This is a genomic window from Pseudomonas sp. TH49, assembly GCF_016650625.1.
GTDB lineage: Bacteria > Pseudomonadota > Gammaproteobacteria > Pseudomonadales > Pseudomonadaceae > Aquipseudomonas > Aquipseudomonas fluorescens_H.
The window spans coordinates 2,095,278-2,121,169 of the sequence record NZ_JAEKFL010000001.1; the positions used below are offsets into that span (position 1 = coordinate 2,095,278).

17 protein-coding genes are annotated in these 25,892 nt (G+C 61.7%); 14 read left to right on the forward strand and 3 right to left on the reverse strand.

Annotation, left to right across the window (positions count from 1 at the left end):
* Positions 1 to 31 precede the first annotated feature (31 nt).
* The 6 genes from dgcB to JFU48_RS09525 all read left to right on the forward strand — a co-directional run bounded on the left by dgcB (position 32) and on the right by JFU48_RS09525 (position 11,857).
* Entirely contained in the window at positions 32 to 1,981 is a 1,950-nt protein-coding gene (gene dgcB, locus JFU48_RS09500; RefSeq protein WP_201136390.1) for a dimethylglycine demethylation protein DgcB, read from the forward strand.
* Positions 1,981 to 3,201: an electron transfer flavoprotein subunit alpha gene (etfA, locus tag JFU48_RS09505; RefSeq protein ID WP_201136391.1), complete on the forward strand. Its 1,221-nt coding sequence runs from the start codon at positions 1,981 to 1,983 to the stop codon at positions 3,199 to 3,201. Before dgcB ends, etfA begins: the two co-directional genes overlap by 1 nt.
* Positions 3,202 to 3,211: 10 nt before the next feature.
* Positions 3,212 to 3,982 carry an electron transfer flavoprotein subunit beta gene (gene etfB, locus JFU48_RS09510; protein ID WP_201136392.1) on the forward strand — a complete coding sequence of 257 codons (771 nt, stop codon included), beginning with the start codon at positions 3,212 to 3,214 and terminating at the stop codon, positions 3,980 to 3,982.
* A gap of 1,074 nt (positions 3,983 to 5,056) precedes the next feature.
* Positions 5,057 to 8,509 (forward strand): GMC oxidoreductase, encoded by a 3,453-nt coding sequence (locus JFU48_RS09515; RefSeq protein ID WP_201136393.1) that lies wholly within the window; start codon positions 5,057 to 5,059, stop codon positions 8,507 to 8,509.
* Positions 8,510 to 8,718: 209 nt separating this feature from the next.
* Positions 8,719 to 10,587 (forward strand): c-type cytochrome, encoded by a 1,869-nt coding sequence (locus JFU48_RS09520; protein ID WP_201136394.1) that lies wholly within the window; start codon positions 8,719 to 8,721, stop codon positions 10,585 to 10,587.
* Between the two features lie 25 nt (positions 10,588 to 10,612).
* The gene (locus tag JFU48_RS09525) at positions 10,613 to 11,857 is read left to right on the forward strand and encodes a metallophosphoesterase family protein (protein WP_201136395.1); all 1,245 of its coding nucleotides are present in this window, start codon (positions 10,613 to 10,615) and stop codon (positions 11,855 to 11,857) included.
* Between the two features lie 96 nt (positions 11,858 to 11,953).
* Here JFU48_RS09525 and gbcA read toward each other — a convergent pair whose 3' ends face one another.
* Positions 11,954 to 13,249 carry a glycine-betaine demethylase subunit GbcA gene (gene gbcA / locus JFU48_RS09530; RefSeq protein ID WP_003228971.1) on the reverse strand — a complete coding sequence of 432 codons (1,296 nt, stop codon included), beginning with the start codon at positions 13,247 to 13,249 and terminating at the stop codon, positions 11,954 to 11,956.
* A 280-nt stretch (positions 13,250 to 13,529) separates the two neighbouring features.
* On the opposite strand from gbcA, the gene gbcB reads away from it, so the two are divergent.
* A complete protein-coding gene (gene gbcB, locus JFU48_RS09535) occupies positions 13,530 to 14,630 on the forward strand; it encodes a glycine-betaine demethylase subunit GbcB (RefSeq protein WP_003228970.1) in 1,101 nt (366 codons plus the stop codon).
* A 121-nt stretch (positions 14,631 to 14,751) separates the two neighbouring features.
* On the opposite strand, the gene JFU48_RS09540 is transcribed toward gbcB, so the two are convergent.
* Together JFU48_RS09540 and JFU48_RS09545 are read right to left on the reverse strand one after the other, a co-directional pair.
* Positions 14,752 to 15,576: an SDR family oxidoreductase gene (locus tag JFU48_RS09540; RefSeq protein WP_201136396.1), complete on the reverse strand. Its 825-nt coding sequence runs from the start codon at positions 15,574 to 15,576 to the stop codon at positions 14,752 to 14,754.
* Positions 15,577 to 15,838: 262 nt separating this feature from the next.
* Positions 15,839 to 16,879 (reverse strand): threonine aldolase family protein, encoded by a 1,041-nt coding sequence (locus tag JFU48_RS09545; protein ID WP_003228968.1) that lies wholly within the window; start codon positions 16,877 to 16,879, stop codon positions 15,839 to 15,841.
* A gap of 126 nt (positions 16,880 to 17,005) precedes the next feature.
* Between JFU48_RS09545 and JFU48_RS09550 the strand changes: the two genes are divergently transcribed.
* From JFU48_RS09550 to purU, 7 genes are all read left to right on the forward strand, one after another.
* On the forward strand, positions 17,006 to 17,716 hold the full coding sequence (locus JFU48_RS09550) for a TraX family protein (protein WP_201136397.1): 711 nt from the start codon (positions 17,006 to 17,008) through the stop codon (positions 17,714 to 17,716).
* A 272-nt stretch (positions 17,717 to 17,988) separates the two neighbouring features.
* Positions 17,989 to 19,242 carry a serine hydroxymethyltransferase gene (glyA, locus tag JFU48_RS09555; protein ID WP_003228965.1) on the forward strand — a complete coding sequence of 418 codons (1,254 nt, stop codon included), beginning with the start codon at positions 17,989 to 17,991 and terminating at the stop codon, positions 19,240 to 19,242.
* Positions 19,243 to 19,262: 20 nt separating this feature from the next.
* The gene (locus tag JFU48_RS09560; RefSeq protein WP_003206307.1) at positions 19,263 to 20,513 is read left to right on the forward strand and encodes a sarcosine oxidase subunit beta; all 1,251 of its coding nucleotides are present in this window, start codon (positions 19,263 to 19,265) and stop codon (positions 20,511 to 20,513) included.
* A 14-nt stretch (positions 20,514 to 20,527) separates the two neighbouring features.
* Positions 20,528 to 20,857 (forward strand): sarcosine oxidase subunit delta, encoded by a 330-nt coding sequence (locus JFU48_RS09565; RefSeq protein ID WP_003228964.1) that lies wholly within the window; start codon positions 20,528 to 20,530, stop codon positions 20,855 to 20,857.
* Positions 20,854 to 23,871 (forward strand): sarcosine oxidase subunit alpha, encoded by a 3,018-nt coding sequence (locus JFU48_RS09570; RefSeq protein ID WP_201136398.1) that lies wholly within the window; start codon positions 20,854 to 20,856, stop codon positions 23,869 to 23,871. The genes JFU48_RS09565 and JFU48_RS09570 overlap by 4 nt, the downstream gene beginning before the upstream one ends.
* A gap of 194 nt (positions 23,872 to 24,065) precedes the next feature.
* Positions 24,066 to 24,698, forward strand: a complete 633-nt coding sequence (locus tag JFU48_RS09575) for a sarcosine oxidase subunit gamma (protein WP_201136399.1) — start codon at positions 24,066 to 24,068, stop codon at positions 24,696 to 24,698.
* 223 nt (positions 24,699 to 24,921) lie between these two features.
* Complete coding sequence (gene purU / locus JFU48_RS09580; protein ID WP_003228959.1) at positions 24,922 to 25,779, forward strand: formyltetrahydrofolate deformylase; 858 nt, start codon at positions 24,922 to 24,924, stop codon at positions 25,777 to 25,779.
* Positions 25,780 to 25,892 lie beyond the last annotated feature (113 nt).

Genomic DNA, 25,892 nt, shown 5'->3' on the forward strand with positions numbered 1-25,892 from the left:
GCAAGACCCGAGGTCTTTGGGAGCAACACCTATGTTGAACACCCTTCTTCCAATCCTGTTGTTCGCAGCCCTGGCCCTTGCGGTGCTGGGCGCGTTGCGGCGGGTGGCCATGTGGCGTCGGGGCCGGGCCTCGAAGGTCGATCTGCTCGGCGGCCTGTTCGCCATGCCCAAGCGCTACATGGTCGACTTGCACCACGTGGTGGCGCGGGACAAATACATCGCCAACACCCACGTCGCCACGGCGGGCGGCGCGGTGGCGTCGATCGTGCTGGCGATTCTGGTGCACGGTTTCGGCCTGCATAACCGCATCCTCGGTTACGCGTTGCTGTTGATGACGGCGGTGATGTTCGTCGGCGCGATCTTCGTCTACCGGCGCCGGCTCAATCCGCCGGCACGCCTGTCGAAAGGCCCGTGGATGCGCCTGCCGAAAAGCCTGCTGGCGTTCTCCGCGTCGTTCTTCCTGGTGACCCTGCCGGTGGCCGGCATCCTCCCGGAGAACTTCGGCGGCTGGTTGCTCGCGGCGATTCTCGGGCTCGGGGTTTTGTGGGGCGTGTCGGAATTGTTCTTCGGCATGACCTGGGGCGGGCCGATGAAGCACGCGTTCGCCGGCGCGCTGCACCTGGCCTGGCACCGCCGCGCCGAACGCTTTGGCGGCGGTCGCTCCACCGGTTTGAAACCGCTGGACCTCAACGATCCATCCGCACCGCTGGGCGTGGAAAAACCCAAGGATTTCACCTGGAACCAGTTGCTCGGTTTTGACGCCTGCGTGCAGTGCGGCAAGTGCGAAGCGGCGTGCCCGGCCTTCGCTGCCGGCCAGCCGCTGAACCCGAAAAAGCTGATTCAGGACATGGTCGTCGGCCTCGCTGGCGGCACCGATGCCAACTTCGCCGGCAGCCCGTATCCGGGCAAGCCAATTGGCGAACACAGCGGCAATCCGCATCAACCGATCGTCAACGGTCTGGTCGATGCCGAGACCCTGTGGTCGTGCACCACCTGCCGCGCCTGCGTCGAGGAGTGCCCGATGATGATCGAGCACGTCGATGCCATCGTCGACATGCGCCGCCACCTGACGCTGGAAAAAGGTGCGACCCCGAACAAGGGCGCCGAAGTTCTCGAGAACCTGATCGCCACCGACAACCCCGGCGGTTTCGCCCCGGGCGGGCGGATGAACTGGGCGGCGGATCTGAATCTCAATCTGCTCAGCGAAAAGAAATCCACCGACGTGTTGTTCTGGGTCGGCGACGGCGCCTTCGACATGCGTAACCAGCGCACCTTGCGCGCGTTCGTCAAAGTGCTGAAAGCCGCGAAAATCGACTTCGCCGTACTCGGCCTGGAAGAGCGCGACAGCGGCGACGTGGCCCGTCGTCTGGGTGACGAAGCGACCTTTCAGTTGCTCGCCAAACGCAATATTCAGACCCTGGCCAAATACAGCTTCAACCGCATCGTCACCTGCGATCCACACAGCTTCCATGTGCTGAAAAACGAGTACGGCGCCTTCGACGGCAACTACCTCGTCCAGCACCACAGCAGCTACATGGCGGAGATCATCCAGGCCGGTGCGCTGAACCTCGGTCAGCACAAAGGCAACAGCGTGACCTATCACGACCCGTGCTACCTCGGTCGCTACAACGGCGAGTACGAGGCGCCGCGTGAAGTGCTGCGCGCCCTCGGCATCGAGGTCAAAGAGATGCAACGTTCCGGCTTCCGCTCGCGCTGCTGCGGCGGCGGTGGCGGCGCGCCGATCACCGATATTCCGGGCAAGCAGCGGATTCCCGACATGCGCATGGACGACATCCGCGAGACCGGCGCCGAGCTGGTGGCCGTGGGTTGTCCACAGTGCACGGCGATGCTCGAAGGCGTGGTCGAACCGCGTCCGTTGATCAAGGACATCGCCGAGCTGGTGGCCGATGCGCTGCTCGAAGACGCCGCGCCAGGCAAGCCGACTGCACCGGCCAAACGTGAACCTGCGGAGGCCCACTGATGAGCGACATTATCCGCCGCGACCCACGCGCCGAATGGATTGCGCGTAACCGCCTGCACCCGCTGCACGCGGCGATGCAACCGGCGCAACACAGCTGGATGGGGCCTAACGGCGTCATCCGCAAGAACCTGCACGGCATCGGTTTCATCGGTCCCAACGGCATCAAACGGATCGACCGCAGCGGCGCGCAACAGGGCGGGGTGGTCAAACGCTCGGCCACGGTTGCAGTGCAATTGCCGCTGCATCAGGTACCGGCCCCGGCGTTCTACATCAGCGTGGTGCCGGACATGGTCGGCGGTCGCTTGAGCAGCCACGACCGCGACTTGCTCGGCCTCGCTCATCAACTGGCCGGCAACGACGGTGCGGTGTTGGCGGTGGTGTTTGGCGAACACAAAGAGAACGCCTTCGCCACGGCCGGCGTTGATCGCTTGCTGGTACTGGAGGGCGACCAATTCAGCGGTTATGCACCGGAGCAACGGGTGCAGGGCCTGCGGGCTGTGGATAACCAGTTCAACCCGCGCCACTGGCTGCTGCCGGACAGCCGCAGCGGTGGCGGTGAACTCGGTCGGCGTTTTGCCGCGGCACTGGGCGAACGCCCGGCGACGCGGGTGTGGCAGGTCAAGGATCAGCAATGCATCGGCCGTGCCGGTGCGGGCCTGCAAGATTTGGCGCGGCCGGTCGCACGCTTGATTCTGGCTTCCGCCGAATGCGCAGAACCGGTCAGCGAAACCCGTCACGAAGCCCTGCCAGTGGAGTTATCCACAACGGTTGCGCGCAGCCTGTCGCGGATCGAGGATCTTGGCGCGGTAGCGGTGGATCCGGCGGCGATTCCGATGGCCGAGGCCGAATTCATTTTCTCCGGCGGCAACGGGGTCAAGGACTGGGCACTGTTCCACCAGACCGCGGCGGCGCTCGGCGCCACCGAAGGCGCCTCGCGGGTGGCGGTGGACGATGGCTTCATGGCGCGTGATCGGCAGGTCGGTGCGTCCGGTACCTGGGTCACCGCGCGGGTTTATGTGGCTGTGGGTATCTCCGGGGCGATCCAGCACCTGCAGGGCATTGGTGCCTGCGACAAGGTGGTGGCGATCAATCTCGACCCCGGTTGCGACATGATCAAACGCGCCGATCTTTCGGTGATTGGCGAAAGCGCAGAAATTCTTCAGGCGTTGATCGCGGCGGTAGCGGCTTACCGCAACGAAGCCAAGCGCGATGCGGCTTAAGGAACGGGTTATGAGCACAAAGATCATCAGTCTGGTTTCCATCGGTGCGCACCCGACGTCGGGCCGGCCACGCCGCGCCGAACAGGACGCCCGCGCCGTGGAACTGGGTCTGCAACTGGCTGGGGATAACCTGCAAGTGCTGCATGCCGGGGATGTCGCGGAACCGGCGCTGCGCGCCTATCTGGGCATGGGCCTGGAACAGCTGCATGTACTGGAGCAACCCGCTGGCGCCGACGCCTTGCCGGCGCTGACCGCGTATCTACGCGATGCCGGCGCCCAGGTGGTGCTGACCGGCAGTCAGGCGGAAACCGGTGAGGGCTCGGGCATGTTGCCGTTCCTGCTCGCCGAAGGGCTGGGCTGGCCGTTGGTGGTGGGGCTGGCGCAGGTCGAGTCGATCACCGACGGTTCGGCGCTGGTGCTGCAAGCCTTGCCCCGTGGGCAGCGGCGGCGCTTGAAGGTGCGCCTGCCGTTTCTGGCGGCTGTGGATAACGCCGCACCCAAGCCGCGGCAGAGTGCGTATGGCCCGGCGCAGCGTGGCGTGTTGAACGCCGAAGACGTGGAGGTGCTGGATGATGAATTGCTGGCGGTTGCCACGTTGCAACCGGCCAAGCCACGGCCGAAACGCCTGAAGGTGATCAAGGCCAAGAGCGGCGCTGACCGCATGAAAGCTGCCACCGCCAAGGCCAGTGGTGGCGGTGGGCAGGTGCTCAAAGGCGTGACCGCGCAGGCCGGGGCGGACGCGATTCTCAAACTCCTGATCGAAGAGGGCGTCGTCCGCTAGCCACAATCCTCCAGACACTGAACACCCCCTGTGGGAGCGGGCTTGCTCGCGAAAGCGTCGTTTCAGCTGCATCAAAGTTGAATGACCCACCGCTTTCGCGAGCAAGCCCGCTCCCACATTGGTTAAGGGGGCAGCAGATCTCAGTGTGTTTACCCACAATCCCTGTTGGCGGATCTGTGGATAACGTGTTCGCCCATCCCCAGACCCCACGCCAATCAAGCCCTGTAGCCATCCGGTTAAAAAACGACCAACCTAAGTCACGGTTTTTCCGGGCTTTTTCTCCTGAATAACTTTGCAAGTTGCCCCCAATCTCTGTTGGCGCTTCTGTGGACAAGATGTTCGCTGTCCGCTGCAAGCCATATAAAACGTGGCCTGTAGAGATTTGTTCAATAAGTGATCAATTGGGCTTTTCAGGCTGATATTTCCTGCGCAAACCCCGATTTCACACAGCTCCCGCCGCTTTTCCACAGCATCCGCAAAGTTACCCCCGAAGTCTGTTGGCGCTTCTGTGGATAACGTGTTCGCCATCCTCTACAGGCTAAGTGAAACGTGGCTTGCAGGGTGTTGATTAAAAAACAGCCAATCCGCCGCGCAATCCGTCCTTCTGGATAAGTCACGATTTTTCTTCACAAATCAGCCAGTTATTTTTCCACTCATCCACAGTTACCCCCATTTGCTGTGGGTGGCTATGTGGATAACTTGTTCGCCAAACCCTGCAGGCCCCGCCAGGCATAGTCCAAACAGCAATTGATCAGATTTCATACAGTTCTAAGGCGTTGCCTTGACTTGGATGCGGTGCCTGTCTTCACTGGACATTGCACAAGGATCGCTATCACTTATCCACATCTGGTTCTGGGAGAACGCATGATGGATAGCCGGCCACATCGCCCGACCCCCTCGCCACGCAAGCGCACGTTACGTCGTGCGGCCAATCAACACGCTCGCCTGTAGCGTCGATTCCTGTTCATACCGCTGTGCTGTCGCCGGGCTCGCCCCGGAGGCCAGGTGCTCGTTCGCCCATTGATTGCAGGCAACCGCAGAGTTGCCCCATCAGCCTGAGAAAGGATCAGTCTCATGACACGCATCGCAACGCCCATCAGCGAGATCAAGGAACACTACGACGTCATTGTCATCGGCTCCGGTTATGGCGGCGGCATTGCCGCGTCGCGCCTGTCCAGGGCGGGTAAGCAGGTGTGCCTGCTGGAGCGGGGCCGGGAGATCCAGCCCGGCGAATACCCCAACACGATGATTGCCGCGACCGAAGAATTGCAGGTGCACGACCCCGACGGCCATATCGGTTCGCGCACCGGACTGTTCGACCTGCACGTGAATGCGCAGCAGAACGTGGTGGTCGGTTGCGGCCTCGGCGGTACGTCGTTGATCAATGCCAACGTCGCGCTTGAACCCGAGCCCGGCGTGTTCGAGGACCCACGCTGGCCTCAAGCCGTGCGCGAACACCGCGACACCTTGCTCAAGGACGGTTACGCCCGCGCCCGGGAAATGCTCAAGCCCAATCCGTACCCGAACAACGCGCCGAACCTGCCCAAGCTCGACGCCAACAAAAAGTCTGCGGACTACCTCAAGCAGGGCGCGCATTTCTACAAGCCGCCGATCAACGTGACCTTCGACAAACTGCCGAACAACCTCAACCACGTCGGCGTCGAACAGCTGCCGTGCAATCAGTGCGGCGACTGTGTCTCGGGCTGTAACAACAAGGCCAAGAACACCACGCTGATGAACTATCTGCCGGACGCCTGGAACCACGGCGCGGAGATTTTCTGTCAGGCCGAGGTGCGCTATCTGGAGCGCGATGGCGATGGCTGGATCGTGCACTTCCAGTATCTCGACAGCGGTCGCGAGAAATTCGACGCGCCAACGTTGTTTGTGAAGGCCGATATCGTCGTGGTCTCCGCCGGCACTCTTGGTTCGACCGAGATTCTTCTGCGCTCGCGGGACAAGGGCCTGGTGATGTCCGGTCAGCTCGGCGAGAACATGAGCGGCAACGGCGACATCCTCGGCTTCGGCCATAACTGCGAGCAGACCATCAATGGCATCGGTTTCGGCGCGCACTCGGCCAAGGAGCTGCAGCCGGTTGGCCCGTGCATCACCTCGGTCATCGACATGCGCACCGAAGGTGACTGGCGCAGCCGCATGGTCATCGAGGAAGGTTCGATCCCCGGCGCCCTCGGCCGGCCGATGGTGCCGGCGATGGCCGGGTTTGCCGAGATGATCGGTGTGGCCACTGACGACAGTTTCAGCGGCAAGCTCGGCTACAAGGAACGCGAAGCCGAAAGCTTTCTGCGCGGCCCGTATTACGGCGCGCTGCACAACATGCAGACCTACCTGATCATGAGCCACGACAGCGGCCAGGGCCGGATGATTCTCGACAACAAGGACCAGTTGCGTATCGACTGGCCGGGTGTCGGCGAACAGGAAAACTTCAAGCTCGGCAACGAACGTCTGTACCAGAGCACCAAGGCGTTGGGCGGGGTCTGGGTCGAGAATCCGATCTGGACCCAACTGCTCAAGCACAGCATCGTCTCGGTGCATCCGCTGGGCGGTTGCGTGATGGGCGAGGACGCCGCGCAAGGCGTGGTCAATCACAAGGGCCAGGTGTTCAGCGGCGCCAACGGCACTGATGTCTACCCCGGCCTCTACGTGACCGATGGCGCGGTGATCCCGACCTCGCTGGCGGTCAATCCGCTGCTGACCATCTCCGCCGTGAGTGAACGCAACATGGGCCTGCTGGCCGCCGACCGTGGCTGGAAGATCGACTACACGCTGCCGTCGGCACCGCGCAAACAGGTGGCACCACCGACCCTCGGCGTGCAGTTCACCGAAACCATGAAGGGCTATTTTTCCCGGGCCTTCACCGCCGCGCAAAGCACCGATCTGAAAGTCTACGAAGCGGCGGCCAAACGCGGCGAGGCGGACAATTCGCCGATCGACTTTACCCTCACCATCACCGCCAACGACCTCAATCGGATGATCAAGGAGCCGGAACACGCCGCGACCATTGTCGGCACCGTGAATGCCCCGGCGCTGTCGCCGCAACCGCTGACCGCCAGCAATGGCGTGTTCAATTTGTTCGAGCAATTCGAGCAGCAGGTCGACACGCGCCACATGAAATACGACATGAAACTGACCGCCGAGGACGGCAACGACTATTTCTTCAGTGCCTTCAAAACCGTGCCGGAAGACAACGGCGTGCTGAACATCTGGCACGACACCAGCACCTTGTATGTGACGCTGTATCGCGGGTCGGACAAGTCGGGCGAGGTGATCGGCTCCGGGGTGATGCACATTCATCCGACCGATTTCGCCAAGCAGATGACCACCATGAAAGTGCTCAACGCGCGCAACGAGCGCGAGCGCATCGAAGGCCTGGCGCGCTTCGGCAAGTTCTTCGCCGGAATCCTCTGGGAGAGTTACGGCGGAGTGTTTGCCGGTGATGTCTACTTCAATCCCGACGCGCCGCCACGGCTGAAACGGCCGCTGGATGCGCCGACCCCGGCGGTGCATTTCTTCCCCACCGAGGATGGCGTCGAGTTGCGCCTGACTCGTTACCAGGCCGGCAGCAAAGGCCCGGTGATGCTGGTGCATGGCCTGGGCGTTGGTTCGAATATTTTTTCCACCGACACCATCCAGACCAACCTGTTGGAGTACCTGTGCAAGCACGACTATGACGTGTGGCTGCTGGATTTCCGCGTGAGCATTCTGCTGCCGGCGAGCAAGAAAGAATGGAACGGCGACCAGATTGCCCAGTACGACTTCAAGGCTGCTATCTCGCAAATTCAGCAGGAGACCCAGGCCAAAGACGTGCAATGCGTGGTGCATTGCTACGGCGCGACCACGTTCTTCATGTCGTTGCTGGCGGGGCTGCAGGGCGTGCGTTCGGTGGTCTGCTCGCAGATTGCCGCTGACACCGTGGTCGCCACGGCTACCGGTTTGAAGGCCGGTCTGCACCTGCCGGGGATGCTCGATGCGATCGGCATCAAGTCGATGACGGCTTACGCCGACAGCAAGGAAAACTGGTTCAACCGCCTCTACGACAAAGCCCTCAACGGCTACGCGCGGATCGAGGCGCAGGGCTATTGCACCAATCCTGTGTGCCACCGCATCACCTTCATGTACGCCTCGCTGTATCGCCACGACACCCTCAACGAAACCCTGCACGACAACCTGCACGAGCTGTTCGGCGAGTCGAACATCGAGACCTTCGAGCACCTGGCGCTGATCGTGCGCAAAGGGCATCTGGTGGATTTCAAAGGCAACGATGTGTACATGCCGCACTTCGACCGGCTGAGTATGCCGATCTGCTTCATCAGCGGTGCGGAGAACCAGTGTTACCTGCCAGAAAGCACGCTGAAGACTTACCAGCGAGTCTGCGAAGTCCACGGGCCGGAGCGCTACAGCCGGCATGTGGTGCCGGGCTACGGCCACATCGACTGCATGTTCGGCAAGAACGCGGTGGTGGATGTGTATCCGATCATCCTTGAACACCTGGAGAAAACGGCCCTCGGTTGACACTTGCTACGGTTTGTTTGTGCTGAGGGGATTCTTTGTGGTGAGGGGATTCATCCCCGATCGGCTGCGCAGCAGTCGTAAAACCTGAGCGCGCGGTCATCAAGACAGACCGCGCTGGTAGGGTTTGGGGCCGCTTCGCGACCCATCGGGGATAAATCCCCTCACCACGAGGGACATCGCAGGTTGGTGGTCAGAAGGAAATGGATGACATGGATACCTGTATCCGCTGGTTTCAACGCTTCATCTGGATCGGCATTGCAATGAACATGGTGTTCGCGATTCCGGCGCTGTTTGCGCCGGGGTTGCTGACATCGGTAGTCGGCCTGCCGCCGCAACTCTCCGACCCGTGGCTGGAAAACGCCGGGATGCTGCTGGTGGGCATCAGCGTGTTTTACATGCCGTCGGGCTTCAACGCGCCGCGCTACGTGGTGCATTCCTGGTTGTGCGTACTGACGCGGCTGATCGCCGTGGTGTTCTGGATTTACCTGATCAATACGAGCATTCAGGGTTCGGTGTTCGTGCCGATGCTGATGGGCGATCTGAGCTTCTTTCTGATCCTCGGCATTCTGCTGTACCTGGGCACCACGCCCGAGCACCGACCATGGGCGTTGCTCTGCGATGGCTGGCGCGAGTGGCGCGCGGCCTGGGCGCGGCAATGGCAGAGCCATGCCTTCAAGGTCGGCACCTTGATCGTGGTGGCGCTACTGGGTTTCATCGGTTACGAAACCTGGTACCAGATGCTGCGCGTGGTGCCGGAGCAGGAATACGCCTCCGACGAAGACCACTACAAATACGCCGCCATCGGCTTGGGCATCGAAGCGCGGATCCCGTATTACCTGTTCGCCGTGCTGCCGCAGATGTGCCCGGAAAAGATGCCCAAACCCGGCGGCTGGGAAGTGTTCGGCTTCCTCTATGAAAACGGCAAGGACCTGCCGATCGGCATGGCCAAGCGACAAATCGGTTACCCGACCGTAGAGCCGAACTGCGCGCTGTGCCACACCGGCTCCTACCGGGCCAATGCCAGCGACGTCGCGGTCAACGTGCCGAGCGCACCGGCCAACACCCTGCAACTGCAAGCCTTCCAGTGGTACGCCTACGATTGCGCCAGCGATCCGAAATTCACCACCGACGCGGTGATGGCGGCGATCAACAGCAAATTCCAGCTGGGCTTTTTCGAGAAGCTCTACAACCGCTACCTGATCATCCCGATGGCCAAGAGCGCGCTGCTCAAACAGAAACAGGCCTATGCCTGGCAGAAGTTGCGGCCCGCTCAGGGGCCGGGTCGCACCGACACCTTCAACCCGACGAAAATGGTGGTGTTCGGCTTCCCGGATGACTCGACCATCGGCACCGTCGACCTGCCGCAAGTGTGGAACCAGAAACCGCGGGAGTCGATGTACCTGCACTGGGACGGCAATAACAACAAGATCCACGAACGCAACTACGCTGCCGCCATGGCCGTGGGCGCGACCCCGGAATCGGTGCTGCCGTCGAGCTTCAACCGGGTGACCAACTGGCTGCTCGGGCACAAGCCGCCGGCGTGGCCGTGGGCGCTGGATCAAGCGAAAGTCGCGCAGGGCAAACCGATCTGGGAAGCCAATTGCGCCGGTTGCCATGACTTCGGGCGTGCCGACACCGGGCAGGTCACCACCAACATCGATCAGCTCGGCACCGATCCGCATCGGCTGGACTCGTTTACCACCGGTCTGGTGACGGCGTTCCATACCTTCAAGAAACCACCGTTCGACTTCGGTGCCTATCGCAAGACCCAGAGCTACAGCAACACGCCGACCGACGGCATCTGGCTGCGCGCGCCGTATCTGCACAACGGTTCGGTACCGACCCTGTGGGATCTGCTGCAACCGCCGGAAAAACGTCCGGTGGTGTTCATCACCGGCTCCGATGTCTACGACCCGGTCAACGTCGGTTTCGTCACCAGCGGCGCCCAGGCCAAGGCCTCGGCGGACTTCAAATACGACACGCGGCTGGAGGGCAACCACAACACCGGTCACTTGTATGGCACGCAGCTTTCGGACGCCGACAAGCGTGCGTTGATCGAATTCATGAAAACCCTGTGAGCCCTTACGGATAGAGGATTACGCCATGTCACTGGTCAGTCATTGGGAACACGAGTACGACAAGGTCAAACTGCGCCTTCACGGCTTGTTCACGCGCATGGAAATGGCCTGGATGAAGCTCATCAGCGAGCTGGAGCCGCAGGAGTTTCAGGCGATCATCAAGCTGCTGCAGCGTGGTCACGATCAGGCGCAGTACGTGCTGAAAAACGGCGAGTTGCCGGGCGACGAACCGGCGGTGCCGTGGGAATTGTCCCATGGCCTGTCGATCCTGCGCATCGGCAACGCTGCGCCTTTGCCGCAGTCGAGTGATCAGCTGCAAACCCGGGTGCTGAAGGACGGCAGCTTGTTGGGTTGTCGCAAGTGGGAACTGCTCGATCTGCTGTGGAGCGAGGCTTTGCTCAAGTGGATTGAAAACCTGCGTCATCACGCGACCTTCGGCACTGACCCGGCGGTGGTGCAGATGGAGCGCGACGTGACCCTGGCGATTGCCGGCGACTGGGGCACCGGCCCCTTTGACAGTCATGCGCCGGCGGTTTCAGTCGCCAACCAGATGCAACTGGCCCAGGCCGATTTCACCATCCATCTGGGCGACGTGTACTACGCCGGCAGCCATTCGCAGGAAGACGTCGACATGGCCGGTTGGCCGATGGGCAGCCACGGCTCGTTCACCCTCAACTCCAACCACGAGATGTACAGCGGCGCCCACGGCTATTTCAAGGAACTGGCCAAGCGCTTTCCGGGGCAGCAGGGCACCAGTTATTTCGCCTTGATCAATGACGATTGGCTGGTGGTCGGCCTCGATTCGGCCTACGCCTCGGATGCGATGAACCTGTACATGGATGGCACGCTGAACGAGCCACAGATCGTCTGGATGAAAGGCCTGCCGAAACGCAAAAAGATCATGGTGCTCAGCCATCATCAGGGCTTCGACATCTCCGGGCATAACAAGACCGCGCTGTATCAACCGGTGTGCGATGCCCTGGGGCGCGAGCCGGATTATTGGTACTGGGGACATCTGCACAACGGCATCGTCTATGCACAGCAGGGCGGTTTGCATGCGCGCTGCGCCGGGCACGGGGCGATTCCGTACGGCAACGCCAGCGAGCTGGACGGGCATTCGCGGGTGTTGTGGTCGGAGACGCAGGATGCCAACGACCCGGCGTATCCGCTGCGGGTGTTGAATGGCTACGCGAAAATCAGGTTGGTGGGGGAGGATATTTTTGAGGAGTTTATTGGCGAGGATGGCAGTGTGAGGTGGTCATCGAAGTGAGGCGGTGAATGTGATGACGTCATCGCGAGCAGGCTCACTCCTACAATTGGAATGCATTCCCCTGTAGGAGTGAGCCTGCTCGCGATGCTTTTGCTTTTAGCCCTGAACCGGGACGCCCTTGAGGTACGGCGCAGGCTCGGCCCCAAGGTTGTTGAGCATCCGCTCGCTGTACCAATCCACGAAGTTGACCACGCCAAACTCATAGGTCTTCGAGTAAGGACCAGGCTGATAGGCGGTGGAGTTGATCCCGCGCTGGTTCTCTTCGGCCAGACGCCGGTCCTGATCGTTGGTCGCGTCCCACACCTGGCGCATGCGCTCGACGTCGTAATCCACGCCTTCAACCGCGTCCTTGTGCACCAGCCACTTGGTGGTGACCATGGTTTCCTGGGCGCTGATCGGCCACACGGTGAAGACGATGATGTGGTCGCCCATGCAGTGGTTCCACGAGTGCGGCAGGTGCAGGATGCGCATCGAGCCGAGGTCGGGGTTCTTGATCCGGCCCATCAGTTTGGCGCAGCCCTGTTTGCCGTCCAGGGTCATCGACACGGTGCCTTTGAGCAGCGGCATGCGCACGATGCGGTTGCGCAGGCCGAAACTGGCGTGGGCGTAAGGGATCTTCTCGGCTTCCCACGCCGCGGCGGAGGCGGCGACGTGATCCTTGAACGCCTGATCGGCGCGCGGGTCGGTGACGTCGTCCCATTCCAGCAGGGTTTTCAGCAGTTCCGGGTGCGACGCGTTGCAGTGGTAGCACTCGCGGTTGTTTTCCAGCACCAGCTTCCAGTTGGCCTTTTCCATCAAGGTGGTGGTGATCGCCACCTTGGTGTTCTCCATGTCGTACGGTTCCATGTAGTGGTTCAGTGTCGACAGGAAGTCATCAATGGCCGGCGGATTCTCCGCCAGGCTGATGAAGATGTAGCCGCCTGCAGTCTTCACGTTCACCGGTTTGAGGCCGTACTGTTTCATGTCGAAGTCGGCGCCCATCTCGGTGCCGGCGAACAGCAGACGACCGTCCAGCTCATAGGTCCACTGGTGGTAGTGGCAGACCAGTTTGGCAACCTTGCCCTTGTCGCTGGTGCACAGACGCGAGCCACGGTGGCGGCAGACGTTGTGGAACGCGTGGACCACGCCGTCAGCGCCACGAATGACGATGATCGGGTTCTTGCCGACCTGCAGGGTCAGGTAGTTGCCCTTGGCCGGGATCTCGCAGGTCATGCCGGCGATCAACCACTCTTTCTGGAAGATCTCCTGCATGTCGATATCGAACAGGCGCTCATCGCTGTAGAACGGTTGCGGCAGGGAAAAGGTGCGCTCGCGCTCCTGCAGCATCTGTGCGGTGGCCTTGCGTGCGGGTTCCAGCGGATCGCCCAGGCTGATTTTTGCGGTGACGTCCATCGATGTATTCCTCAAGGCCATCTGCGTGGCCGCGAAAGTGGCTGATCAGGGTTGCTACGCAAGGTGTAAAGAAACTGTTTGATGTGAGGCGAGTGTGGGGCCGGCGCTGGGCGGAACCTTATCCATGGGCGACATGGTGCAATCTGTTCCCGACGCGCAACCCCCGGTGGTTGGGGGCTGGTCGCGATAAGCATGCCGATGTCGCGGATAGGTAAACGGGCGGTCTGCGCTATACGCAGAATCGCCACATGAAGGCCGACAGTCGGCCGTGGAGAACAGCATGTCCAACAGCTTCCTGAATCCGGTCACCACCCAGACCTGGGCCAATGGCCGACACATCGTCCGTTGCGTCAAAGTCATCCAGGAAACCTGGGACGTGCGCACCTTCTGTTTCATGGCCGACCAGCCGATCCTGTTCTTCTTCAAGCCCGGGCAATTCGTGACCCTGGAGCTGGAAATCGACGGTCAGCCGATCATGCGTTCGTACACCATTTCCAGTTCGCCGTCGGTGCCGTACAGCTTCTCGGTGACGATCAAACGGGTGCCGGGTGGCAAGGTCTCCAACTGGCTGCACGACACCTTGCATGAAGGCCAGGAGCTGGCGGTGCACGGGCCGGTCGGGCTGTTCAACGCGATCGACTTCCCGAGTCCGAAAGTGCTGTATCTCAGCGGCGGCGTGGGGATCACTCCGTGCATGTCGATGGCGCGCTGGTTCTACGACACCAACGCCAACGTCGACATGACCTTTATCCACAGCGCGCGCTCGCCGAAAGACATCATTTATCACCGCGAGCTGGAGCACATGGCGTCGCGGATCGACAACTTCAGTCTGCACCTGATCTGCGAGAAACACGGGCTGGGCGAGCCGTGGGCCGGCTATCGCGGCTACCTCAATCACAAGATGCTCGAACTGATGGTGCCGGACTTCCTCGAACGCGAAGTGTTCTGCTGCGGCCCGACGCCGTACATGACCGCGGTCAAGCGCTTGCTGGAAGCCGCCGGTTACGACATGTCGCGGTATCACGAGGAATCCTTCGGCGCCACACCACCCGAAGCCCGTGCCGACGCGGTGGAACAGGCCGAGCAGGCGGCCGAGGCACCGGAAATCGACGCAGCGGATCTGCATCAGGTCGAGTTCACCGCCTCCGGCAAGAGCATTCGCGTGGCCCCGGGCGAAACCGTGCACGCAGCCGCGGCCAAGCTTGGCCTGATGATCCCGAAAGCCTGCGGCATGGGGATTTGCGGCACGTGCAAGGTGCTCAAGCTCGGTGGCGAGGTGGAGATGGAGCACAACGGCGGGATCACCGAGGACGACGAGGCGGAAGGGTTCATCCTGTCGTGCTGCAGCGTGCCGAAGGGCGACGTCAGAATCGAATTCTAAGCGTCGTTGCAAATCCCCTGTGGGAGCGGGCTTGCTCGCGAAAGCGTCGGATCAGTCGGCAAACGTGTTGAATGACACACCGCTTTCGCGAGCAAGCCCGCTCCCACAGGGGGATGTGTTTTCAGTCGATGAACAGGTCGGGCATCAGTGTGGCGTCGCTGTCCGGCTCGAATCGGTAATGATCGAATTCGGTCACGCCGTTTTCTCGCAAAATCTCCTCATCAATCAACAGCCGACCGCTGATCTGCCGCCCGCTGCTGCTCAGGATCACATGCGCCGCATCCGCCATGATCGCCGGCGTGCGCGCATGCTTGAACGACTCTCTGTTGCCCAGCTGAAACTCGATCGCCGCCGTGGCAATCATGGTCTGCGGCCACAGCGAATTGACGCTGATCCCGTAATTGGCGAATTCCTCGCTCATGCCCACCGTCAGCATGCTCATGCCGTATTTGGTCACGGTGTAGGGGCTGTACTGGGCGAACCATTTGCTTGCCAGATTCAGCGGCGGCGACAGGTTGAGGATGTGTCCGGCGGATTTTTTCAGATAGGGCAGGGCGGCCTGGCTGCACAGCAGCACCGCGCGGGTGTTGATCTGGTGCATCAGGTCGAAACGTTTGAGTTCGATGTGTTGCACACCGGTGAGCTTGATCGCCCCGGCGTTGTTCACCAGCGCATCAATGCCGCCAAAATATTCGTTGGCCTGGGCCAGCGCATTGCGTACCGCATCTTCATCACGCACGTCCAGTTGCAGCGCCAATGCCTTGCCGCCAGCGGCCTCGACTTCGGCTGCGACGCTGTGGATGGTGCCGGGCAATTTCGGATGAGCTTCGGCGCTTTTGGCCGCAATCACGATATTGGCCCCGTCCTTCGCGGCCCGCAGCGCAATCTCACGGCCGATGCCACGGCTGGCGCCGGTGACGAACAGGGTTTTGCCTTGTAGCGACATGCCGATGCTCCTGCTTGTTGTTATGTGAGCGGGGGGCTCGACAGACAATGTAGACCAAGCAGCTGGCGCGATAGGGGCAGCGAAGATGACTTGTGGTGAGGGAGCTTGCTCCCGCTCGGCTGCGCAGCAGTCGTAAACCCAGGCAATGCGGTGTGTCTGACGAACCGCACACTCAGGTTTTGGGGCTGCTACGCAGCCCAGCGGGAGCAAGCTCCCTCGCCACAGGGGATCAACTCGTTACAGGCGTTCATTTGCCAAGGAATCAGGCCGACATCACTTCGCGGATGTCACGGGCCAGTTCGCGTACGCGTTCTTCTTCGGTGTCCCACGAACACATGAAGCGTGCGCCGCCCTTGCCGATGAAGGTGTAGAAACGCCAGTTTTTCGCGGTCAGCGCGGCGATGGCCGGTTCCGAGAGTTGCAGGAATACGCCGTTGGCCTGCACCGGGAACATCAGTTCCACGCCCGGAATGTCGCTGACCAGTTCGGCCAGCAGTTGTGCGCAGTGGTTGGCGTGGCGAGCGTATTTGAGCCAGGCGTCGTTTTCGAGGATGCCGACCCACGGTGCCGAGAGGAAGCGCATTTTCGACGCCAGTTGCCCGGCCTGTTTGCAGCGGTAGTCGAAGTCTTCGGCCAGTTTGTGGTTGAAGAACAGAATCGCTTCACCCACGGCCATGCCGTTTTTCGTGCCGCCGAAGCACAGCACGTCGACGCCGGCCTTCCAGGTCAGATCGGCCGGCGAGCAGCCGAGGAAGGCGCAGGCGTTGGAGAAACGCGCGCCGTCCATGTGCAGGTGCAGGCCCAGTTCCTTGCAGGTGGCGCTGATGGCGCGGACTTCTTCCGGGGTGTAGACGCTGCCGACTTCAGTGGCCTGGGTCAGGGTCACGACGCGCGGTTTCGGGTAGTGGATGTCCTGGCGCTTGAGCGCGACTTCGCGAATCGACTGCGGGGTGATCTTGCCGTTTTCGGTGCCGGCGATCAGCAGTTTCGAGCCGTTGGAGAAGAATTCCGGTGCGCCGCATTCGTCGGTTTCGACGTGGGCGGTTTCCGAGCAGATCACGCTGTGGTAACTCTGGCACAGTGACGACAGCGCCAGCGAGTTGGCGGCGGTGCCGTTGAAGGCGAAAAACACTTCGCAGTCGGTTTCGAACAATTTGCGGAAATAGTCCGAAGCGCGTGCGGTCCATTCATCGTCGCCATAAGCGCGCTGATGGCCGTGGTTGGCCTGTTCCATGGCAGCCCAGGCTTCAGGGCAGATACCGGAGTAGTTGTCGCTGGCGAATTGTTGGCTCTTGTCGGTCATGGCCGGCTTCCGTGGTCGAGACTCTTGTGAAGGCTCGTGGTCAATGATGGTGCGCACTTTACCGAAGATCTTCCGGGGAGCACACGGGATGTCGCTGTCAGAAAATTACCAGTTTGTTGCCCGATTATGCACGTGACTAAACGCGACGGCGCGCTGGATTTGCTCAAGTGGCTGGCGCTGCTGAGCATGCTGCTCGATCACCTGCGATATGTCGGGATCAGCGCCGATTGGCTGTATGTGCCGGGGCGTCTGGCGTTCCCGTGGTTCTGTCTGGCGATGGCGGCGAACCTTGCCCGGGCCGGTGCGCATAAGACCGAGTGGCACTATCTGGGCTGGCTGTTGCTGTTCAGTGCAGTGAGTGAAATTCCCTACCGCTTGTACATTCCTGATCCCGACACCTTGAACGTGATGCCCACGCTGGCGCTCGGTTTGCTGGTGGCGCGCGGGTGGCAGGATCGAACCTTGCTATCGCGCCTGTTGGGCGTCGGCGCCTTGCTGCTGGCGGCGCTGTTTTCACAGTGGCTGATGTTCGGCGTGTTTGGCGTGTTGCTGCCGCTGGCGCTGCGGTGGGTGATCCGTCGCCCCTGGTACTTCGGCCTGCTGCCGGGGCTGGTGTGTCTGGCGGGGAATCAGTGGCAGGTGCTGTATGAGGCGGCGGAGTTTGGCAACTACGTGGCGGTGTTCGGCATCGCGGCATGCCTGATTGCGCCAATGCTCGGGCTGTTCTTGTTGCGACACTTCAGATCTATCCATCCGCTGCCCATGCGCCGTTGGGCGTACGCGCTCTATCCCCTGCATTTCCTCTTGCTGCTCGCCATTCGCACGGCCTGCACATAACCCCTGTGGGAGCGGGCTTGCTCGCGAAAGCGGTGTATCAGACGGCATAGATGGCGACTGACACACCGCTTTCGCGAGCAAGCCCGCTCCCACAAGGGATCTGCGTGGATTCAATCGGTCATTTCCCGCCATGTCGTAAACGCACCTTTGCGTGGCGTCCGTAGGCATTTGAGCTGTCTGCGCCGGTCATACCATCGCATCAAAGGGCACCGTCGCAAGCCGCGTGCCTGACCAAGACAAAATGGCGCACTGCCGCCGCTGGGAGAGACGCGATGTTCAGCAAGCAAGACCAGATCCAGGGTTATGACGATGCACTGCTGGCGGCGATGAATGCCGAGGAGCAGCGTCAGGAAGATCACATCGAGCTGATCGCGTCGGAAAACTACACCAGCAAACGCGTGATGGAAGCGCAAGGCAGCGGCCTGACCAACAAATACGCCGAAGGCTATCCGGGCAAGCGCTACTACGGCGGCTGCGAGCATGTGGATAAAGTCGAAGCGCTGGCCATCGAGCGCGCCAAGCAGCTGTTCGGCGCCGATTACGCCAACGTCCAGCCGCACTCCGGTTCCTCGGCCAACAGCGCGGTGTATCTGGCGCTGATCCAACCGGGCGACACCATTCTCGGCATGAGCCTGGCCCACGGCGGCCACCTGACCCACGGCGCGAAAGTGTCGTCCTCGGGCAAGCTGTACAACGCGGTGCAGTACGGGATCAACACCGATACCGGGCTGATCGATTACGACGAAGTCGAGCGTCTGGCCGTCGAGTGCAAGCCGAAGATGATCGTCGCAGGGTTCTCCGCCTACTCCAAGACCCTGGACTTCCCGCGCTTCCGCCAGATCGCCGACAAGGTCGGCGCGCTGCTGTTCGTCGACATGGCCCACGTCGCCGGCCTGGTCGCTGCTGGCCTGTACCCGAATCCGCTGCCGTACGCCGACGTGGTCACCACCACCACGCACAAGACCCTGCGCGGTCCGCGTGGCGGGCTGATCCTGGCCAAGTCCAACGAAGAGATCGAGAAGAAGCTCAACGCCGCGGTATTCCCCGGGGCCCAGGGCGGCCCGCTGATGCACGTCATCGCCGGTAAAGCGGTGTGCTTCAAGGAAGCGCTGGAGCCAGGCTTCAAGGCCTATCAGCAGCAAGTGATCGACAACGCCAAGGCCATGGCCAGCGTGTTTATCAAACGTGGCTACGATGTAGTGTCCGGCGGTACCGACAACCACCTGTTCCTGGTCAGCCTGATCCGTCAGGGCCTGACCGGCAAGGATGCTGACGCCGCCCTTGGCCGTGCGCACATCACCGTCAACAAGAACGCCGTGCCGAACGATCCGCAATCGCCGTTCGTGACCTCGGGCCTGCGCATCGGCACCCCGGCCGTCACCACCCGCGGCTTCAAGGTCGCCCAGTGCGAAGTGCTGGCCGGCTGGATCTGCGACATCCTCGACAACCTCGGTGACGCCGACGTTGAAGCGAATGTGGCCAAGAACGTCGCGGCACTGTGCGCCGACTACCCGGTTTATCGCTGAGCGGTTTGGAGTAAATGACTATGCAACGCTATTCGGGCTTCGGCCTCTTCAAACACTCCCTCAGCCACCACGAAAACTGGCAGCGCATGTGGCGCACGCCGACGCCGAAGAAGGTCTACGACGTGGTCATCGTTGGCGGCGGCGGGCACGGTCTGGCGACCGCCTACTATCTGGCGAAAGAGCACGGCATCACCAACGTGGCCGTGGTCGAGAAAGGCTGGCTGGGCGGCGGTAACACCGCGCGCAACACCACCATCGTGCGCTCCAACTACCTGTGGGACGAGTCGGCGCACCTGTACGAACATGCGATGAAACTGTGGGAAGGCCTGTCGCAGGACCTGAACTACAACGTGATGTTCTCCCAGCGTGGCGTCTACAACCTGTGCCACACCCTGCAGGACATCCGTGATTCCGAGCGTCGGGTCAGCGCCAACCGCCTCAACGGCGTTGACGGCGAACTGCTCAATGCCAAGCAAGTGGCCGACGAGATTCCGTACCTCGACTGCTCGAAAAACACCCGCTACCCGGTAATGGGCGCGACTGTTCAGCGTCGCGGCGGCGTCGCCCGTCACGATGCCGTGGCCTGGGGTTTTGCCCGTGCCGCCGACGCCTTGGGCGTGGACTTGATCCAGCAGACCGAAGTGATCGGTTTCCGCAAGGAAAACGGCGTGTGCATCGGCGTTGAAACCAACAAGGGTTTCATCGGCGCCAAACGTGTCGGCGTGGTCACCGCCGGTAACTCCGGGCACATGGCCAAGCTCGCCGGTTTCCGTCTGCCGATCGAATCCCACCCGCTGCAAGCGCTGGTGTCCGAGCCGATCAAGCCGATTATCGACAGCGTGATCATGTCCAACGCCGTGCACGGTTACATCAGCCAGTCGGACAAGGGCGACCTGGTGATCGGCGCCGGTATCGACGGCTACAACGGCTACGGCCAGCGCGGTTCGTACCCGGTGATCGAGCACACCATCCAGGCGATCGTCGAGATGTTCCCGGTGCTGTCGCGGGTGCGCATGAACCGCCAGTGGGGCGGCATCGTCGACACCACCCCGGACGCTTGCCCGATCATTTCGAAAACTCCGGTGCCGAACATGTTCTTCAACTGCGGTTGGGGCACCGGTGGCTTCAAGGCGACTCCTGGCTCGGGCAACGTGTTTGCCGCCAGCCTCGCCAAGGGTGAAATGCACCCGTTGGCTGCACCGTTTTCCATCGACCGTTTCCACAACGGCGCACTCATCGACGAACACGGCGCTGCTGCCGTCGCCCACTAACAGGAGAAATCCCCATGTTGCATATCTTCTGTCCTCACTGCGGCGAACTGCGCTCCGAAGAGGAATTCCATGCATCCGGTCAGGCGCACATCCCGCGTCCGCTGGATCCGAACGCCTGCACCGATGAAGAGTGGGGCGACTACATGTTCTTCCGCGACAACCCGCGCGGCCTGCACCACGAGCTGTGGGATCACGTCGCCGGTTGCCGCCAGTACTTCAACGTCACCCGCGACACCGTGACCTACGAGATTCTCGAAACCTACAAGATCGGCACCAAGCCGCAATTCACCGACAAGGCTGATACGGCGAAAACAGCCACGACGGCGCTGGGAGAGAAGGTATGAGCCAGACCAATCGCCTGTCCAACGGTGGACGGATCGACCGTAACAAAGTGCTGAGCTTCACCTTCAACGGTCAGAGCTACAAAGGCTTCGAGGGCGACTCGCTGGCCTCGGCACTGATCGCCAACGGCGTCGATATCATCGGTCGCAGCTTCAAGTATTCGCGTCCACGCGGGATCTTCGCCGCCGGTGCCGAAGAGCCGAACGCCGTGCTGCAGATCGGTGCCACCGAAGCCACGCAGATTCCCAACGTGCGCGCCACGCAACAGGCGCTGTACCAAGGCCTGGTCGCCACCAGCACCAACGGCTGGCCGAGCGTCAACAACGACATGATGGGCATTCTCGGCAAGGTCGGCGGCAAGCTGATGCCGCCGGGTTTCTACTACAAAACCTTCATGTACCCGCAATCGTTCTGGATGACGTACGAGAAGTACATTCGCAAGGCTGCCGGTTTGGGCCGTTCGCCGACCGAAGTCGATCCGGACACCTACGACTACATGAACCAGCACTGCGACGTGCTGATCGTCGGCGCCGGCCCTGCCGGTCTCGCCGCTGCCCTGGCGGCTGCGCGCAGCGGTGCGCGGGTGATCCTCGCTGATGAGCAGGAAGAGTTCGGCGGCAGCCTGCTCGATTCCCGCGAAAGCCTCGACGGCAAACCGGCGATGGAGTGGGTGGCCAGCGTCATCGCTGAACTCAAGGACACCCCGGACGTGCTGCTGTTGCCGCGCGCCACGGTCAACGGTTACCACGACCACAACTTCCTGACCATTCACGAACGCCTCACCGATCACCTCGGTGACCGTGCGCCAATCGGTCAGGTACGTCAGCGCATCCACCGGGTTCGCGCCAAGCGTGTCGTGCTGGCGACCGGTGCTCACGAGCGTCCATTGGTCTACGGCAACAACGACGTACCGGGCAACATGCTTGCCGGTGCGGTCTCGACTTACGTACGCCGTTACGGCGTGGCACCGGGCAAAAAACTGGTGCTGTCGACCAACAACGACCACGCCTATCGCGTGGCGCTGGACTGGCTCGACGCCAGTCTGCAAGTGGTGGCCATCGCTGACGCCCGCAGCAATCCGCGCGGTGCGCTGGTGGAAGAAGCCCGTGCCAAAGGCATCCGCATCCTCACCGGCAGCGCCGTGATCGAGGCCCGTGGCAGCAAGCGCGTGACCGCTGCCCGCGTCGCTGCGATCGACGTCAAAGCGCACAGCGTGACCAGCCCGGGCGAATGGCTCGACTGCGACGTGATCGCCAGTTCCGGCGGTTACAGCCCGGTGGTGCACCTGGCTTCGCACCTCGGCGGCAAGCCGATCTGGCGTGAAGACATCCTCGGTTTCGTACCGGGCGAAGCACCGCAGAAGCGTGTGTGCGTCGGCGGCATCAACGGCGTTTACGGGCTCGGCGATTCGCTGGCCGATGGTTTTGAAGGGGGCGCTCGCGCTGCCAGTGAAGCCGGATTCGGGGTGGTCGAAGGCACGTTGCCCAAGGCGCTGAGCCGTCTCGAAGAAGCGACTTTGGCGCTGTTCCAGGTGCCGCACGAGAAGGGCACTTCGCGGGCGCCGAAGCAATTCGTCGATCTGCAGAACGACGTCACCGCCGCCGCCATCGAACTGGCGACCCGCGAAGGTTTCGAGTCGGTCGAGCACGTCAAACGCTACACCGCGCTGGGCTTCGGCACCGATCAGGGCAAGCTCGGCAACGTCAACGGTCTGGCCATCGCCGCGCGCTCGCTGAACGTGACCATCCCGCAGATGGGCACCACGATGTTCCGCCCCAACTACACGCCGGTGACCTTCGGCGCGGTAGCGGGTCGTCACTGTGGGCACATTTTCGAACCGGTGCGCTACACCGCGCTGCATGCCTGGCATGTGAAGAACGGCGCCGAGTTTGAAGACGTCGGCCAGTGGAAACGTCCATGGTACTTCCCAAAAAACGGTGAAGACATGCACGCCGCGGTGAAGCGCGAATGCAAAGCCGTGCGCGACAGCGTCGGCCTGCTCGACGCCTCGACCCTCGGCAAGATCGACATTCAAGGCCCGGATGCCCGCGAGTTTCTCAACCGCGTGTACACCAACGCCTGGACCAAGCTCGACGTGGGCAAGGCGCGTTACGGCCTGATGTGCAAAGAAGACGGCATGGTCTTCGACGACGGGGTAACGGCCTGCCTGGCCGACAACCATTTCGTCATGACCACCACTACTGGCGGCGCGGCTCGCGTGCTGCAGTGGCTGGAGCTGTACCACCAGACCGAATGGCCGGAGATGAAGGTGTACTTCACTTCCGTCACCGACCACTGGGCGACCATGACCCTGTCCGGGCCGAACAGCCGCAAGCTGCTCAGCGCCGTGACCGACATTGATCTGAGCAACGAAGCCTTCCCGTTCATGACCTGGAAAGAAGGCCTGGTCGGCGGCGTGCCGGCGCGGGTGTTCCGCATCTCGTTCACCGGTGAGCTGTCGTACGAAGTCAACGTCCAGGCCGACTACGCGATGGGCGTGCTGGAGAAAATCGTCGAGGCCGGCAAGCAGTACAACCTGACGCCGTACGGCACTGAAACCATGCACGTTCTGCGCGCCGAGAAAGGTTTCATCATCGTCGGCCAGGACACCGACGGCTCGATGACTCCGGACGACCTGAACATGGGCTGGTGCGTCGGTCGTACCAAACCGTTCTCGTGGATCGGTCAGCGCGGCATGAACCGTGAAGACTGTGTGCGTGATCAGCGCAAACAACTGGTGGGTCTGAAGCCGATTGATCCGAACGTCTGGCTGCCGGAAGGTGCGCAACTGGTGTTCAACACCAAGCAGGCGATCCCGATGACCATGGTCGGCCACGTGACCTCCAGCTACGCGCACAACTCCCTCGGTTATTCGTTTGCCATGGGCGTGGTCAAGGGCGGTCTCAAGCGTATGGGCGAGCGGGTGTTTGCGCCGCTGGCCGATGGCAGCGTGATCGAGGCGGAGATTGTGTCTTCGGTGTTCTTCGATCCGAAGGGTGATCGGCAGAACATCTGATTGCTCGGGGGACTGTGGGGTGTCAGTGGGTGCGAGTCGTCTGATCGATTCGCGAGCAAGCCCGCTCCCACAGGTTCCGGGTCGTTAATGGAATTTGTGTCAGGCATCAGTCCACTGTGGGAGCGGGCTTGCTCGCGAAGGCGGCAGTACAGCCACCACAAGGACCGGACCAACAGAATTGAGATAGGTGCTTTATGAACACAGCCAACGTGTACCAACAACGCCCGACCACCGGGGCCAAGGCCGAGTCGTCGCTGCACCATGCCGACCTCGCCAGCCTGGTCGGCAAGGGTCGCAAGAACGCCGGCGTCATCGTGCGTGAAAAGAAACTCCTCGGTCACCTGACCATTCGTGGCGATGGCCACGATGCAGCCTTCGCCGCCGGTGTGCACAAGGCCCTCGGCATTGAATTGCCGGGCGCCCTGAGCGTGATCGTCAAAGGCGACACCAGCCTGCAATGGATGGGCCCGGACGAGTGGCTGCTGATCGTGCCAAGCGGTGAAGAATTCGCCGCCGAACAGAAACTGCGCGAGGCGCTGGGCGATCTGCACATCGCGATCGTCAACGTCAGCGGCGGCCAGCAAGTGCTCGAACTGAGCGGGCCGAACGTACGGCAGGTGCTGATGAAATCCACCAGCTATGACGTGCACCCGAACAACTTCCCGGTCGGCAAAGCGGTAGGCACGGTGTTCGCCAAATCGCAGCTGATGATTCGCCACACCGCCGAAGACACCTGGGAACTGCTGATCCGTCGCAGCTTCTCGGATTACTGGTGGTTGTGGTTGCAGGATGCGTCGGCCGAATACGGCCTGAGCGTTCAGGCCTGAAAGATCAAGAGCCACCCCCTCACCCCAGCCCTCTCCCCCAAGGGGGAGAGGGGGAAAGGGAGCAGATTTGTGTAGTTTTCGAGCCTGAGTTCGCCGCGATATTTCAGGTCGGCGTAGCTCGAAAGAACACCTCGGTCAGTCCCCTCTACCTCCGGGAGAGGGCTAGGGTGAGGGGCAAAAATCCCCCAGACACCGCGTACAAAAGAACAGGAGTCACCGCACCATGAGCCGCGCCCCAGACACATGGATTCTGACCGCCGACTGCCCCAGCGTGCTCGGCACGGTGGACGCGGTGACGCGTTTTCTGTTCGAGCAGGGTTGCTACGTCACCGAGCACCATTCGTTCGATGACCGGCTCTCGGGCCGTTTCTTCATTCGCGTGGAATTCCGTCAGCCTGACGGTTTCGACGAACAATCCTTCCGCGCCGGCCTTGCCGAGCGCGGTCAGGCGTTCGGCATGGTCTTCGAACTGACCGCGCCGAACTACCGGCCGAAAGTGGTGATCATGGTTTCCAAGGCCGATCACTGCCTCAACGACTTGCTCTACCGCCAGCGCATCGGCCAGTTGTCGATGGACGTCGCGGCGGTGGTGTCCAACCATCCGGATCTCAAGCCTTTGGCCGACTGGCACCAGATTCCCTACTACCATTTCCCCCTCGACCCCAACGACAAGCCGGCGCAGGAGCGTCAGGTGTGGCAGGTGATCGAAGAGTCCGGCGCCGAACTGGTGATCCTCGCCCGCTACATGCAGGTGCTGTCGCCGGAGCTGTGCCGCAAGCTCGATGGCAAGGCGATCAATATCCATCACTCGCTGCTGCCGGGGTTCAAGGGTGCCAAGCCGTATCACCAGGCCTACAACAAGGGCGTGAAGCTGGTCGGCGCGACGGCGCATTACATCAACAACGACCTCGATGAAGGGCCGATCATTGCCCAGGGCGTCGAGGCGGTGGATCACAGTCATTACCCCGAGGATCTGATTGCCAAGGGGCGCGATATCGAGGGCCTGACCCTGGCCCGGGCGGTGGGTTATCACATCGAAAGAAGGGTGTTTTTGAACGCCAATCGCACGGTCGTTCTCTAGATCGCTTTCGCGAGCAAGCCCGCTCCCACAGGGGGGACGCATTCCAATGTGGGAGCGGGCTTGCTCGCGAAGGGGTCATAAACGCAAGACCAACAAGCAATAACCCGAGCACT